This is a genomic window from Streptomyces sp. NPDC002884 (genome assembly GCF_040295245.1).
GTDB lineage: Bacteria > Actinomycetota > Actinomycetes > Streptomycetales > Streptomycetaceae > Streptomyces.
On sequence record NZ_JBEOVB010000011.1, the window covers coordinates 189223 to 203353 of the forward strand.

Consider the following 14131-nt stretch of genomic DNA (forward strand, 5'->3'; position numbering starts at 1 on the left):
GACCCGTTGCCCGACAACTCCGGGCGGCGCCGCGTTGGAGAACCCTTCCCCGTGTCTCACCAGGAGCACGGGGATGCCCCGGCCGCGGCTGGGCACGGCAGGCGCACGTCTCAACAGTAGGCCGCGGAAGGCTTCCACGGGCAGCGGTCGTCGACGGTTGCCCGAATGCGCCCCGGCCACCCGTATGCATCTGGTATGCGCCGATCGGGTGACCTTCAACCGCCGATCTTGGCTACTCCTCGGTCGGAAGGGCCACTTCGGCCGCCGCCTCGGGTCCCTGTTCCAGGAGGACGGTGAAGCCGTCCTCGTTCAGAACCGGCACCTTCAGTTGCATCGCCTTGTCGTACTTGGATCCAGGATTGTCACCCACAACGACGAAAGATGTCTTCTTCGAAACCGAACCGGTCACCTTCGCCCCTTGGTTCTGCAGGGCGTCCTTGGCGCCGTCCCGGGTGAAGTGCTCCAGGGTGCCGGTGACGACGAGGGTCAGCCCTTCGAGGGGACGCGGTCCTTCGTCCTCCCCGGAGCCCTCCTCCTCCATGCGGACGCCGGCGGCCCTCCACTTGCGCAGGATCTCCTGGTGCCAGTCCTCGGCGAACCACTCCTTGAGCGAGGCCGCGATGATGGCACCCACCCCGTCGGTGGCCGCCAGCTCCTCCTCCGACGCCTGCTCGATCCGCTCGATCGAGCGGAACTCGCGGGCCAGCGCCTCGGCCGCGACCGGTCCGACGTGACGGATCGACAGCCCGGTGAGCATGCGCGCCAGCGGGCGCTCCTTGGCGGCGGCGATGTTCTCCAGCATGGCGAGCGCGTTCTTCTTCGGCTCGCCCTGCTGGTTGGCGAAGACCGTGGCGATCTTCTCCTCGCCCGTCTTCGGGTCCCGCTTGGGCAGCCCGCTGTCCTGGTCGAGGACGTACGCCTTGATGGGCAGCAGCCGGTCGATGGTGAGGTCGAAGAGGTCGCCCTCGTCCCGCAGCGGCGGGTCGGCCGGCTCCAGCGGGTTGGTGAGGGCGGCCGCGGCGACGTAACCGAACTGCTCGATGTCCAGCGCCTTGCGGCCGGCCAGGTAGAACACCCGCTCGCGCAACTGGGCCGGGCAGGCACGGGCGTTGGGGCAGCGCAGGTCGATGTCCCCCTCCTTCATCGGCCGCAGCGCCGCACCGCACGCCGGGCACTCGGCCGGCATCACGAACGCGCGCTCGCTGCCGTCGCGCAGGTCGACGACCGGGCCGAGGATCTCCGGGATCACGTCACCGGCCTTGCGCAGCACCACCGTGTCGCCGATCAGCACGCCCTTGGCCTTGACGACCTCCTGGTTGTGCAGGGTGGCGAACTCGACCTCGGAGCCCGCCACCGTGACCGGCTCGACCTGGGCGTACGGCGTCACGCGGCCGGTACGGCCGACACCCACCCGGATGTTGACGAGCTTGGTGTTGACCTCCTCCGGCGCGTACTTGTAGGCGATCGCCCACCGGGGGGCACGGGCCGTGGAGCCGAGCCGCCCCTGGAGGCGGATGTCGTCGAGCTTGACGACCACGCCGTCGATCTCGTGCTCCACCGAGTGCCGGTTCTCGCCGTAGTACGCGATGAACGCCCGTACGCCGTCGAGGTCGCCGACCACCTTGTTGTGCGGGGAGGTGGGCAGGCCCCAGGTCCTGAGGAGGTCGTAGGCCTCGGAGAGACGGGTGAGGCCCTCGTAGCCCTCCAGGGCGCCGATGCCGTGCACGACCATGTGCAGCGGGCGCGAGGCGGTGACACGCGGGTCCTTCTGGCGCAGTGAACCGGCCGCCGCGTTGCGCGGGTTGGCGAAGGGCTTGTCGCCCGCCTCGACCAGCCGGGCGTTCAGCTCCTCGAACTTCTCCATCGGGAAGTAGACCTCGCCCCGGATCTCCACCAGGGTCGGGACTCCGTCACCGGTGAGGCGGTCGGGGATCTCCGCGATGGTGCGCACGTTGGGCGTGATGTCCTCGCCCGTGCGGCCGTCGCCGCGGGTCGCCGCGCGCGTGAGCCGGCCGTTCTCGTAGGTGAGGTTGACGGCGAGGCCGTCGACCTTGAGCTCGCACAGGAAGTGGTACGCGGAGCTGCCCACGTCCTTGTGGACGCGCTCGGCCCACGCGGCGAGCTCCAGGTCGTCGAAGGCGTTGTCGAGGGAGAGCATGCGCTCGCGGTGCTGGACGGCCGTGAACTCCGTGGCGTAAGCGCCCGCGACCTTCTGGGTCGGCGAGTCGGGCGTCCGCAGCTCGGCGTACTCCTCCTCCAGCGCCTCCACGGCGCGCAGCAGCCGGTCGAACTCCGCGTCGCTGATGACGGGAGCGTCCTTCACGTAGTACCGGAAGCGGTGCTCCTCGATCTGCTCAGCCAGCTGCGCGTGCTTCTCCCGTGCCTCGCTGGGCACCGTCGTCTCCGCTTGCCTGTCGCCGGCCACCGTGTCGTCCTCCCGTTACTCTGGGTTGTCCGCGAGGGATCTCGCCGCCAGGACGCAGTGGGCGAGGGCCTGGCGCGCGTACGCGGGGGAAGCTCCCGCGAGGCCGCACGACGGCGTGAGCGTGACCGCCTCCGCGAGCAGCCCCGGCTGCAGCCCCAGCCTGCGCCACAGCGTCCTGACACCCATGACGCTACCGGCAGGGTCTGACAAAGGGGCGTCCACGCCCGGCACGACACCGGCGAACAGCCGGGTACCCCCTTCGACCGCCTCGCCGATCGCGTCGTCGTCACGCTCGGTGAGCAGCGAGAAGTCGAAGGAGACGGCCGCCGCGCCGACCCGGCGCAGCAGGGCGAACGGGACGTCCGGTGCGCAGGAGTGGACCACGACGGGCCCGTCGCCGTGCGCCTGGACGACGTCCCGGAGCGTGGCCTCCACTACCTGCCGGTCGACGGCGCGGTGGGTCCGGTAGCCGCTGGCGGTCCGCACCTGGCCGCGCAGGACGGCGGTCAGGGAGGGTTCGTCGAGCTGGAGCACGAGCTGCGCGCCGGGTACCCGGCGCCGCACCTCGTCGAGGTGGAGGCGCAGACCCTCGGCGAGGGAGCCGGCGAGGTCGCGGCGGGCGCCGTGGTCGGAGAGCGCCGACTGACCGTTCCTCAGTTCCAGGGCGGCGGCGAGGGTCCAGGGCCCGACGGCCTGCACCTTCACCTGGCCCTCGTAGCCCTGCGTGAACTCCTCCAGCGCGTCGAGGTCCTCCCCCAGCCAGGACCGGGCCCGCTTGGTGTCCCGGCCCGGCCGGTCGCCGAGGCGCCAGCCACTGGGCTCCACGCGCGCGAACAGCTCGACGAGCATCCCCGCGGTACGGCCGATCATGTCGGCGCCCGGACCGCGGGCCGGCAGCTCGGCGAGAAACGGGAAGTCCTCGAAGGACCCGGTGGCGGCCCTGGCGGCCTCGCGGGCGTCACCGCCGGGCAGGGAGCCGACGCCGGTGGCGGGGCCGAAACTGAAGTGTGCGTTCACGGGTGAAGCCTACGTAGGCGCGGGAGCGTGTCCCGCCCCCCGCGGACGCCTCACCGCCCCGGCCGCACCGTCAGGTCGTTGACCTCCGCGTCCCGGGGCAGGTCGAGGGCCATGAGGATCGTCGTCGCGACCGACTCGGGGTCGATCCACTCCCCCGGGTCGTACTCCTTGCCCTCCTGCCGGTGGACCTTGGCCTGCATGGGGCTGGCGGTGCGGCCGGGGTAGACGGAGGTGACGCGGACGCCGTTGCCGTGCTCCTCGGCGCGCAGGGCGTCCGCCAGCGCCTTCAGGCCGTGCTTGGAGGCGGCGTACGCGGACCAGTCGGCGCTCGCCCGCAGCCCCGCCCCGGAGTTCACGAAGACCACGTGCCCCCGGGTGGTCCGGAGCTGGGGCAGGAAGTGGCGGGTCAGCTCGGCCGGGGCGATCAGGTTGACGTCGAGCTGGTGGCGCCAGGCCTTCGGGGTCAGGTCGCCGACCGGGCCCAGGTCGACCACGCCGGCGATGTGGAGGAGCGAGTCCACCCGGTCGGGGAGCGTCTGGTGGGAGAAGGCCCAGCTCAGCTTGGCGGGCTCGGCCAGGTCGCCGACCAGGGTCCGGGCCCCGGGAAACTCCGCCGCGAGTTCCTTCGCGCGGCCCGCGTCGCGCGCGTGCAGCACGAGTTCGTCCCCGCGCGCGTGCAGGCGGCGGGCGACGGCCGCGCCGATGCCGGAACCTGCTCCGGTGATCACATGAGTAGCCATGCCCGCCATGCTCGCATCACCGGGGAGTCACGCGATGTCCTGCCCCGCGGCGGCGGCCGACGATGTCCCGGCCTCCAGGTAGGCCAAGGCGCCGACCGGCTCCTCCGCGAAGAACACCAGGTCGGCGAGGGGGCGGGGCAGGAAACCCTCGTCCTCCATGCGGCGGAACTGCTCCTTGAGGCCGTCGTAGAAGCCCGCGGTGTTGAGCAGCACGACCGGCTTGTCGGTGTGTCCGTGCTTCTTCAGTTCCAGGATCTCGGTGGCCTCGTCCAACGTCCCGGTCCCGCCGACCATGATCACGACGGCGTCGGACTTCTCCAGCAGGAGCCGCTTGCGCTCGGCGAGGTCCCGCGCGACGACCATCTCGTCGGCCCCGGCCCGCGCCTTGGCGGCGAGGAAGTCCACCGACACCCCGCACAGCCGGCCGCCCGCCTCCTGCACACCGTCCGCGACCACCTTCATCAGGCCGGTGTCGGAGCCGCCCCACACGAGGGTGTGGCCGCCCTTGCCGAGGAGTTCGGCGAACTCGCGCGCGGGGCGAGTGTAGCGGTCGGCGAGGTCGGCGGCGGAGAGGAAGACGCAGATACGCATGCGACCACCGTACGCGGGAAGAACCGGCGGCCCGCAGGCGCTTTCCCGTCATGACCCGAGGACACACGATCACCATCGAGCGGGACGACCGGCACGTCAGGGTCGTCCACGGGGGCCACGTGCTGGCCGAGACCGACCGGGCGCTCGCCCTGCGCGAGACCGGCTGTCCGGTGCGGTACTACCTCCCCGCCGAGGACGTACGGCTGGACCTGCTGACCCCCTCCGACACCCACACGTACTGCCCCTTCAAGGGGACGGCCTCGTACTGGTCACTGCCGGACGCGCCGGACCTCGTCTGGGGCTATCCCGATCCCAAGCCCGATGTCGCCGAGATCAAGAACCATCTCTGCTTCTACGAAGTGGAAGTCTCGGAAGCCGAGGTGTCGTAGGCCGATGACCGCCGTGCCGTGCGGCAGTCTGCATGAGCATGGACAAGAAGACCATTTCGCGCGACGGCACCGAACTCGCCTACGCAAGCGCAGGCGAGGGGCCCGCGGTCATCCTGGTGAGCGGGGCGATGTCCACGGGCGGCACCATGGCGCCCCTGGCCGGCCTGCTCACGGACCGCTTCACGGTCCTGCGGTACGACCGCCGGGGCCGCGGCGAGAGCGGCGACACGGCCCCCTACGCGGTGGCACGCGAGGTCGAGGACCTGGCGGCCCTCATCGACGCGGCGGGCGGCGAGGCGGCGCTGTACGGCGTCTCCTCGGGCGGCGCGCTGGTGCTGGAGGCGGCAGCCGCCGGCCTGCCGGTGCCACGCGTGGCCGTGTACGAGACGCCGTACGCCCTGGACGAGGAGGACGTGCGGGGCCGTGCCGCGTACACCGCGAACCTCACCGAGGCGCTCGCGCAGGGACGGCGCGGGGACGCCGTCGAGCTGTTCCTGCGGCTGACGGGGCTGGCCGAGGAGATGATCCGGGGCGCCCGGCAGTCACCGATGTGGGAGGGGATGGAGGCCATCGCGCCGACCCTCGCCCACGACGACGCCGTACTGGGCGGCGGCCCGCCGCCCCGGGAGCGGCTGGCCTCGGTCGGCGTCCCGGTGCTCGCCCTTGCGGGCGAGGCCAGCCCGCCGTGGCTGCGCGAGGCCACACGTGCCGTCGCGGACGCGGTCGCGGACGGCGCGTACCGCGTGCTCGGGGGCCAGACCCACATGGTGGACCCGAACGTCCTCGCGCCGGTGCTGGCGGAGTTCCTCGGGTCGCGCGGCTGACGGTCAGGCCACCCCGGCCGTCGTCCGCACGGTGGCCGCGATGGTCGCCGAGCCCACCACGCGCGTGTCGTCGTACAGCACGATCGCCTGGCCGGGGGCCACGCCCCGGACGGGCTCCGTGAAGGTGACCTCGAGGGAGCCGTCGACGAGTTCGGCCCGCACCTCGGTCTCGCCGCCGTGGGCGCGCAGCTGGGCCGTGTAGGTGCCGGGGCCGGTCGGGGCGGCTCCGCACCAGCGGGGCCTGATCGCGGTCAGGGCGCCGACGTCCAGGGAGGCGGCCGGGCCGACCGTCACCGTGTTGTTCACCGGGGAGATGTCGAGGACGTAGCGCGGCTTGCCGTCGGCGGCCGGGGTGCCGATGCGCAGGCCCTTGCGCTGGCCGATGGTGAAGCCGTACGCGCCCTCGTGGCTGCCCACCTTCGCGCCGGACTCGTCGACGATGTCGCCCTCCGCCCGGCCCAGGCGGTTCGCGAGGAAGCCCTGGGTGTCGCCGTCGGCGATGAAGCAGATGTCGTGGGAGTCGGGCTTCTTGGCGACCGCCAGGCCCCGGCGCTCGGCCTCCGCGCGGATCTCGTCCTTCGTCGTCACCGTGTCGCCGAGGGGGAAGAGCGCGTGGGCGAGCTGCCGGTCGTCGAGGACTCCGAGGACGTACGACTGGTCCTTGGCCATGTCGGAGGCGCGGTGCAGCTCGCGCGTGCCGTCCTCCCGGACCAGCACCTTCGCGTAGTGGCCGGTGCACACCGCGTCGAAGCCCAGGGCGAGCGCCTTGTCGAGCAGCGCGGCGAACTTGATCTTCTCGTTGCAGCGCAGACAGGGATTGGGGGTGCGGCCGGCCTCGTACTCGGCGACGAAGTCGTCGACGACGTCCTCGCGGAAGCGGTCGGCGAGGTCCCAGACGTAGAACGGGATGCCGATGACGTCGGCGGCCCGGCGGGCGTCGCGGGAGTCCTCGATCGTGCAACAGCCTCGCGCGCCGGTGCGGAACGACTGCGGGTTCGCGGAGAGCGCGAGATGGACGCCTGTCACGTCGTGGCCGGCTTCGGCTGCGCGGGCGGCGGCGACGGCGGAGTCGACCCCGCCGGACATGGCGGCGAGTACGCGGAGGGGGCGGGAACGCTGCGAGGTCTCAGTCATAACCCTTCCAGGGTACGGGTCGTCGGGAACCGGAGCCCGCGAGTATGCGTTGACGATCACGAGGGGCGAGGAAGGGCACGGACATGGGGGCGAAGAAGAGCGACTCCGACCGGCGGATCGGGCGGCGTGCCCTGCTGATCGGCGGGGCGGCGGCCGCCGTCGGCACGGGCGTGCTGGCGCGTGACGAACTGGCGCGGCTGTACTGGCGGCTGCCGGGCGTGCGCAGACAGCGGGTGGAGGGGGCGGTGGACTTCCGGGGCGCTCGGTGGGTGGCCGCGTCGGAGGCCAACTTCCGCTGGGCGGACCGGCCGGACGACTACGGGATCGACATGGTCGTCGTCCATGTCACGCAGGGCGACCTCGACAGCGCGGTGAAGGCGTTCGAGGACCCGGGGCACAAGGCGGCGGCGCACTACATCGTCGGCAAGGACGGCCACGTCACGCAGATGATCCGGGAGCTGGACGTGGCGTACCACGCGGGCAACCGGGCGTACAACGAGCGCAGTGTCGGCATCGAGCACGAGGGCTTCGTGGACCGGCCGCAGGACTTCACCGACGCGATGTACACCGCCTCCGCCCGGCTGACCGCAGCGATCTGCCGGCGGTACGACATAGCCGTCGACCGGGAGCACATCATCGGGCATGTGGAGGTGCCGGGCACGGATCACACCGACCCGGGCGAGCACTGGGACTGGGATCGGTATCTGCGGCTCGTGCGCGAGGCGCAGACCTCGGCCGCCTGAGGATCAGCAATGTGATACAGGTCACATGTGCTCAATATCGTGAACAACCGATGAGAGCCGGCCGTCCGATGTGTCCCGCGCCATGAACATGACCTGCGTTCCACCAACTTGGCTTTTCTTCAAGGGAGTTGGGAGGCACGGAGGTCGCACAGCCTCCTCGGCTCACTCCTAGGTTCGACCCAGTCTTCACATAGGCCTTAGCCCGAAGCTCCACGGCCATGACCCACACCACAGATCCCGCCTCCGGCGCGGGACGGCAGAGCAAGGGCGCCCACGCGCGAAACGACCGGGGCGCCAAGGACGAGCGCCACGCGAAGAGCGGTGAGACCAAGGGCGGGCAGGGCAAGGGCCTGCACCGGCGGAAGTTCCTCGGCGGCATGGCGGGCGCGGCCGGGCTGGCCGCCGTCGGGACGGCCGGGGTCACCTTCTCCCTGCTGACGGGCGGCAACAGCAACAAGGCGTCGGCCGCCGACGCCACCGGCACCCTGACCATCCCCGACCTGCTGGAGGCCACCACCACCGACGGCGCCACCACCTACACCCTGACCGCGAAGACCGGCACCAGCGAGGTGCTCGGCGGCGTCACCAGCACCACGGCCGGCTACAACGGTTCGTACCTCGGCCCGACCATGAAGTGGACCAAGGGCGACACGGTCCTGATGAACTTCACCAACACCCTGGGCGCGGACACCTCGGTCCACTTCCACGGCGCCCACATCCCGCCCAAGATGGACGGCGGCCCGCAGAACGCCTTCGCGGACGGCGTGACCTGGTCGCCCACCTTCGAGGTCCTCGACGAGGCCAAGACCCTCTGGTACCACCCGCACGCCCTGGGCACCACGGCCGAGCAGGTGGTCCACGGCCTGGCCGGGATGATCATCGTGGAGGACGACTCGGACGTCTCGGCCGCGCTGCCGAGCGAGTACGGCGTCGACGACATCCCGATCATCCTCCAGTGTCTGGCGGTCGACGCCGCCGGCGACATCAAGTACGAGGCCACCGGCTACCGCAGCTCGGGCGTCGTCTTCCCGGTGCTGGTCAACGGCACCAACGTGGACTCGACGACCCTCGGCTTCACCGCCACCAAGAAGCGCACCCGCTTCCGGGTCCTGAACGCCTCCCCCGCCGACATCATGACCGTCCAGCGCGGCGACGGCGGGACCCTCACCCAGATCGCCACCGACCAGGGCTATCTCACCGAGCCCACCGAGGTGACCACCATCCGGCTGGTGGCCGGCGCCCGCGCCGAGTTCGTCCTCGACCTCGAGGACGCGGTCACCCTCCAGGCCGTCGTCACCACCGGCTGGATCCGCGGCGGAAGCGGCACCTACGACTTCCTGACCGTGACCCCGGACGCCACCGACACCCCGGCCGCCCTGCCGAGCACGCTCAACACCATCACCCGATACGACACGAGCACCTTCACCGCCCGGACGATCACCCTCGGCCAGGGCACCGGCGGGACCATGACCATCAACGGCTCGGTGGGCACCACCATGGCCAAGATGGCGATGATCAGCACCACGCTGGACGCCGAGGAGATCTGGACGATCACGAACAGCACGCAGCTCGAGCACTCGTTCCATCTGCATGACGTGCCCTACCAGTTGATCGAGATCAACGGCGAGGCGCCGACCGGCGTGAACCTCGGCTGGTTCGACACCTTCGAGGTGGTCGGCGGCGGCTCCATCAAGATCGCGATGAAGTTCACCGACTTCACCGACGACACGTACATGTACATGCTCCATTGCCATCTTCTCCAGCACGAGGACGAGGGCATGATGGCGTCCCTCATGGTCACGGAGAGCTAGCCCGCCCCCGGCGGGCCGGTCACCGCGGCCCTCCCGAGCAGGCTGCCGCCGGCAGTGGAAGTGCCGGCGGCAGCCCCGGCCGGGCGTACCCGGGCCAGGTCCATGGTGGCGGCGGTGGCTGGCAGGCACCTTTGAACACATCCGCCTCGCCTCCGGCGCCGTCGGCCACCGCGAGGTCGCGTACGCCGTCACCGTCGAGACCGGCCGCCGCCGCGTCGCGGCCGCCGGGGACGGCCGGCGTCACGTCAGTCCGGCCGCGCGTGCCCGCTCCACCGCCGGGCCGATGACCTTGGCGACGGCCTCGACGTCGGCCTCGGTGGAGGTGTGGCCGAGCGAGAAGCGCAGGGTGCCGCGGGCCAGGTCGGGGTCGGTGCCGGTGGCCAGCAGGACGTGGCTGGGCTGGGCGACGCCGGCGGTGCAGGCGGAGCCGGTGGAGCACTCGATGCCCTGGGCGTCGAGCAGCAGCAGCAGGGAGTCGCCCTCACAGCCCGGGAAGGTGAAGTGGGCGTTGGCCGGCAGCCGGTCCACCGGGTCCCCGCCGAGGATCGCGTCCGGGACGGCCGCACGGACCGCGTCGATCAGCGCGTCGCGCAGGGCGCCGATCTCGCGGGCGAACCACTCGCGCTGCTCTGCGGCGAGGCGTCCGGCGACCGCGAAGGAGGCGATGGCGGGGACGTCGAGGGTGCCGGAGCGGACATGGCGCTCCTGGCCGCCGCCGTGCAGGACCGGCACGGGGGTGTACTCACGGCCGAGGAGGAGGGCGCCGATGCCGTACGGGCCGCCGATCTTGTGGCCGGAGACCGTCATCGCGGCGAGGCCGGAGGCGGTGAAGTCGACGGGGACCTGACCGAAGGCCTGGACGGCGTCGGCGTGCAGCGGGACGTCGAACTCGGCTGCCACGTCCGCCAGTTCACGGACCGGCAGGATCGTGCCGATCTCGTTGTTCGCCCACATGACGGTGGCCAGGGCGACGTCGTGAGGGTTGCGGGCGATGGCTTCGCGGAGCGCTTCGGGGTGGACCCGCCCGTAGGAGTCGACCGGCAGGTACTCGACCGTGGCGCCCTCGTGCTCGCCGAGCCAGTGCACGGCGTCGAGGACGGCGTGGTGTTCGACCGGGCTGGCCAGGACGCGGGTGCGGGCCGGGTCCGTGTCGCGGCGGGACCAGTACAGGCCCTTGACCGCGAGGTTGTCGGCCTCGGTGCCGCCGGAGGTGAGGACGACCTCGCTGGGACGGGCGCCGAGCGCGTCCGCGAGGGTCTCCCGGGCTTCCTCGACCGTGCGGCGGGCCTTCCGGCCGGCCGCGTGCAGGGAGGAGGCGTTGCCGGTGACGCCCAGGTGCGCGGTGAGTGCCTCGACCGCCTCGGGGAGCATCGGCGTGGTCGCGGCGTGGTCGAGGTATGCCATGGTGGGCCCGATTCTACGGGGGCCGGGTGGCACGCCTCGCTGGCAGGTGAGCCCGGGCGGTCAGAAGCTCCAGGAAACCGTCGAGTCCGCCTGCATGAACGCCACGAGGACCAGCAGGTCGGCGACGCCCAGACCCAGTCCGAGGAAGGCGCGACCGCGACGGGCCGTGCCGCGCCAGAGGGCGACCGTCGCCAGGACGATGGCGATCGGGCCGAGGAAGACGTTGAGGACGAGCAGGCCGACGAGGCCGAGGACGAAGGACGCGACGGCCATGCCGTCGGTGTCCCGGATGCCGGTGCGGCGGGTGGCCGGTGCGGTGAGTTGCATGGCTGGTCAGCTCCTGTGGATGACGGTGCGGCGGGTCAGTGGGCCGAGGTCGAGGTGTGCCGGCGACGGCCGTGGCGCTCGCGGAGCGCGAAGACGCCGAGCCAGGCGGCGATCACGGCGGCGGCCACGAGGGTGAAGGCGAACGGCGCGTGGGCCACGGTGCCCATGACGACGCCGAACAGCAGCAGGGCCGCAACGAGGAACAGCATGGGATCGGATCCCCCTCCGTAAAGTTTGGGTGAACAGTTGTGGTTACACTTGTTCACTGACTCTTGAGTCTAGCGTGTACCCCGGCTTTCCAATTCCAGAGAACAGTTGTTAACTGGATGACATGAGTCACACCCTCGGCATCAGGCAGGCCCAGAAGCAGAAGACCCGGCAGGCGCTCATGGACGCGGCGTTGGTGCTGCTGGAGGAGCAGAGCCTGAGCAGCCTGGGGTTGCGCGAGGTCACCCGTGCCGTCGGGGTCGCCCCGACCGCCTTCTACCGCCACTTCCGCTCCACCGCGGATCTGGGCGTGGCCCTGGTCGAGGAGGCGCTGGGCAGCCTGCACCCGATGATCCGCACCACCGTGACCACGGCCGGCTCCAGCGAGGAACGCATCACGCGCGCCGTCGAGTTGATCGCCGGTCATGTGACCGCGCACCCCGCCCCCGTCCGTTTCATCGCCCGGGAGCGGCACGGCGGGGTACAGCCGGTGCGGGAGGCGATCCGGGACCAACTGGCCCGGTTCGCCGAGGAGGTGAGGACCGAGCTGGCCAAGGACGCCGAGGCCGAGGGCTGGAGCGACGACGACCTGCTGATGCTCTCGCACCTCTACGTCGACCAGATGCTCGTCACGGCCTCGCTGTTCCTGGAGGCGCTGGAGTCCTCACAGGAGGAACGGGAGCGGGTCGGCCTGCTCGCCGCCCGCCAGATGCGGCTCATCAGCATCGGCCGCCGGCACTGGCTGGACTGACAGCCCCGCGGCACACCCGTACGCCGACGCCACAGGGGCGGCGCGCCCGTTCCCGGGTGCGCCGCCCCTGTGGCCGAACCGTCGTCAGCCCTGCTGCTGGGCCTGCTGCCCCTGCTGTCCCTGGCCTCCGCCCGGACCGCCGCAGCCGCCGCCCTGGCCGCCGCCGGGGCCACCCTGACCGCCGCCGCCGGGACCGCCGCTCGGCATGCCCGACGGAACACCCGTCGGCGTGCCGGTCGGTGTGCCCGTCGGCTGCCCCGAGGCGGCGCCGGTCGGCGCACCCGACGGGGCTCCCGACGGAGCACCGGAGGGGGCGCCGCTCGGCCTGCCCGAGGGGTTGCCGGACGGCGGCTGACAGGACTGCTGGGCAGTCGTCCCGCTGGTCGAGGAGGAGTCGCCCGAACCGCAGGCCACCAGGGCGAGGGGCGAGAGCGCCAGCAACGCCACCGCGGGGACGAGACGGACGGGCATCAGCGCACGCTTCATGAGAAACAGCTCCGGGGAAGATGAGGAGGACCTGAGACCGGAACTCAACCAACGGCGCTTAGGCCTTCCTTGGGGCCCCTCTGTCCCCTGCCTGTCAATCAGGTAAAGCGCATCTCAAGAAACCTTGCTGACCTGGCAGTTCACCTCGGCGGTCGGCTCGGTGCGCTGGTACAGCTCCGTGACAGAAGCCCCCGGGTGCCCGGGCTCAGCCGAGCCTGACCCGCGCCAACTGCCGTGACTGCGCGACCAGTCGGTCCGCGCTGTCCCACACCTCGGCGTCCTCCTCCAGGAAGCCGCCCGCGAGGTTGCGGGTGGTGACGGAGACGCGCAGCGGGCCCGGAGCCGGACGGCAGCGGACGTGGACCGTCAGCTCGACCGTGGGGACCCAGCCGCGCAGGCCGATCTCGAAGGCGGTGGGCGGCAGGGCGTCCACCGCGAGGAGGAGGGAGAGCGGGTCGGGGTCACGGCCGTCCTTCAGACCGAACCAGGCCCGCATCTCGCCCTTGCCGGAGGGCTGTCCGAGCGCCCAGCCGAGGGTCGACGGGTCGAGCTTGAGCATCAGACGGTCGGCGATCGCGGAGCTGCCGTCGACGGGCGCCGGTCCGTCCTCGGGGCCGAAGCACTGGTCCATCGGCGGGAGGGCGGGCGGCTTCGCCGTCGTACGGACGTCGTCCGGCAGGGTGTCCAGGTCGCCGTAGGAGGCGAGGACGCGGATCCGCTCGACCTCGGCGCCGTTCTCGTCGTACTGGAAGAGCGAGGCCTGGCCGGTGGACAGGGTGCGGCCGGTGCGGACGATGTCCGTACGGACGACCGCGGGGCCGGGCTGGGACGCCGTGAGGTAGTGCGCCGAGATCGTGAACGGGTCGCGGTGCGGCAGGGCGTCCGCGAGCGCGCGGCCGAGGACGGCGAGAAGGTAGCCGCCGTTGACGGCGCTGATGATCGTCCAGCCGGCCGAGAGGTCGATGTCGTAGACGCCGGGCGCGCGTCGGGTGAGCGCGGTGTCGCGGTCGAACTCGAACTCGGACTCGCTGTCACCGGTCGGGGCCGTGACGAAGGCGGTGGAGGTGCGCTCGGCCGCCGCGGTAGCTGCTTCTGGCATGCCTGAACCGTACAACAGCTCATTACTAAGCGGTAGCTTTGGATGCTTCGGCCGGGCTACGGCGGCGCTGCGGCCGCGCCAAGGCCGCGTCACTGCCGCACTACAGGCGTACTACAGGCGTACTACAGGCGTACTACAGGCACACTGCCGCCGGATGAACACACCGAGCCCGGGTCATGACCG

15 protein-coding genes are annotated in these 14131 nt (G+C 71.6%); 5 read left to right on the top strand and 10 right to left on the bottom strand.

All coding sequences use genetic code 11. The annotated features are described in order from the left end of the window. Nucleotides 1-232: 232 nt before the first annotated feature. Genes ligA through ABT070_RS23360 form a run of 4 tightly spaced genes read right to left on the bottom strand, consistent with a single transcriptional unit; the run spans nt 233 to nt 4773 of the window. The gene (gene ligA / locus ABT070_RS23345) at nt 233-2425 is read right to left on the bottom strand and encodes an NAD-dependent DNA ligase LigA (RefSeq protein WP_351763657.1); all 2193 of its coding nucleotides are present in this window, start codon (nt 2423-2425) and stop codon (nt 233-235) included. 15 nt (nt 2426-2440) lie between these two features. Then, nucleotides 2441-3442 carry a methionine synthase gene (locus tag ABT070_RS23350; RefSeq protein WP_351763659.1) on the bottom strand — a complete coding sequence of 334 codons (1002 nt, stop codon included), beginning with the start codon at nt 3440-3442 and terminating at the stop codon, nt 2441-2443. A 50-nt stretch (nt 3443-3492) separates the two neighbouring features. Next, the gene (locus ABT070_RS23355; protein ID WP_351763661.1) at nt 3493-4182 is read right to left on the bottom strand and encodes an SDR family oxidoreductase; all 690 of its coding nucleotides are present in this window, start codon (nt 4180-4182) and stop codon (nt 3493-3495) included. A gap of 27 nt (nt 4183-4209) precedes the next feature. Next, nucleotides 4210-4773, bottom strand: a complete 564-nt coding sequence (locus ABT070_RS23360) for an LOG family protein (RefSeq protein ID WP_351763663.1) — start codon at nt 4771-4773, stop codon at nt 4210-4212. 50 nt (nt 4774-4823) lie between these two features. On the opposite strand from ABT070_RS23360, the gene ABT070_RS23365 reads away from it, so the two are divergent. Together ABT070_RS23365 and ABT070_RS23370 are read left to right on the top strand one after the other, a co-directional pair. Further along, on the top strand, nt 4824-5162 hold the full coding sequence (locus ABT070_RS23365; protein WP_351763665.1) for a DUF427 domain-containing protein: 339 nt from the start codon (nt 4824-4826) through the stop codon (nt 5160-5162). 38 nt (nt 5163-5200) lie between these two features. Then, entirely contained in the window at nt 5201-5986 is a 786-nt protein-coding gene (locus tag ABT070_RS23370) for an alpha/beta fold hydrolase (protein ID WP_351763667.1), read from the top strand. 3 nt (nt 5987-5989) lie between these two features. Here the strand turns inward: ABT070_RS23370 and mnmA are convergent, their stop codons facing one another. Continuing rightward, nucleotides 5990-7120, bottom strand: a complete 1131-nt coding sequence (mnmA, locus tag ABT070_RS23375) for a tRNA 2-thiouridine(34) synthase MnmA (RefSeq protein ID WP_351763669.1) — start codon at nt 7118-7120, stop codon at nt 5990-5992. 83 nt (nt 7121-7203) lie between these two features. On the opposite strand from mnmA, the gene ABT070_RS23380 reads away from it, so the two are divergent. Further along, entirely contained in the window at nt 7204-7863 is a 660-nt protein-coding gene (locus ABT070_RS23380) for an N-acetylmuramoyl-L-alanine amidase (RefSeq protein WP_351763671.1), read from the top strand. A gap of 218 nt (nt 7864-8081) precedes the next feature. Next, nucleotides 8082-9674 carry a multicopper oxidase family protein gene (locus ABT070_RS23385; protein WP_351763673.1) on the top strand — a complete coding sequence of 531 codons (1593 nt, stop codon included), beginning with the start codon at nt 8082-8084 and terminating at the stop codon, nt 9672-9674. A 240-nt stretch (nt 9675-9914) separates the two neighbouring features. Here the strand turns inward: ABT070_RS23385 and ABT070_RS23390 are convergent, their stop codons facing one another. The 3 genes from ABT070_RS23390 to ABT070_RS23400 are packed head-to-tail and all read right to left on the bottom strand — an operon-like array spanning nt 9915 to nt 11614. Further along, nucleotides 9915-11078, bottom strand: a complete 1164-nt coding sequence (locus ABT070_RS23390; RefSeq protein WP_351763675.1) for a cysteine desulfurase family protein — start codon at nt 11076-11078, stop codon at nt 9915-9917. Between the two features lie 60 nt (nt 11079-11138). Beyond that, nucleotides 11139-11405 (bottom strand): DUF4190 domain-containing protein, encoded by a 267-nt coding sequence (locus ABT070_RS23395; RefSeq protein ID WP_351763677.1) that lies wholly within the window; start codon nt 11403-11405, stop codon nt 11139-11141. A 35-nt stretch (nt 11406-11440) separates the two neighbouring features. Beyond that, nucleotides 11441-11614, bottom strand: coding sequence for a hypothetical protein (locus ABT070_RS23400; protein ID WP_351763679.1), 174 nt, complete (start codon nt 11612-11614; stop codon nt 11441-11443). Between the two features lie 122 nt (nt 11615-11736). Between ABT070_RS23400 and ABT070_RS23405 the strand changes: the two genes are divergently transcribed. Continuing rightward, nucleotides 11737-12363: a TetR family transcriptional regulator gene (locus ABT070_RS23405; protein ID WP_351763681.1), complete on the top strand. Its 627-nt coding sequence runs from the start codon at nt 11737-11739 to the stop codon at nt 12361-12363. An 84-nt stretch (nt 12364-12447) separates the two neighbouring features. Here the strand turns inward: ABT070_RS23405 and ABT070_RS23410 are convergent, their stop codons facing one another. After that, nucleotides 12448-12849: a hypothetical protein gene (locus ABT070_RS23410; RefSeq protein WP_351763683.1), complete on the bottom strand. Its 402-nt coding sequence runs from the start codon at nt 12847-12849 to the stop codon at nt 12448-12450. Nucleotides 12850-13054: 205 nt separating this feature from the next. Further along, entirely contained in the window at nt 13055-13948 is an 894-nt protein-coding gene (locus tag ABT070_RS23415; RefSeq protein ID WP_351763685.1) for a thioesterase family protein, read from the bottom strand. Nucleotides 13949-14131: the final 183 nt, after the last annotated feature.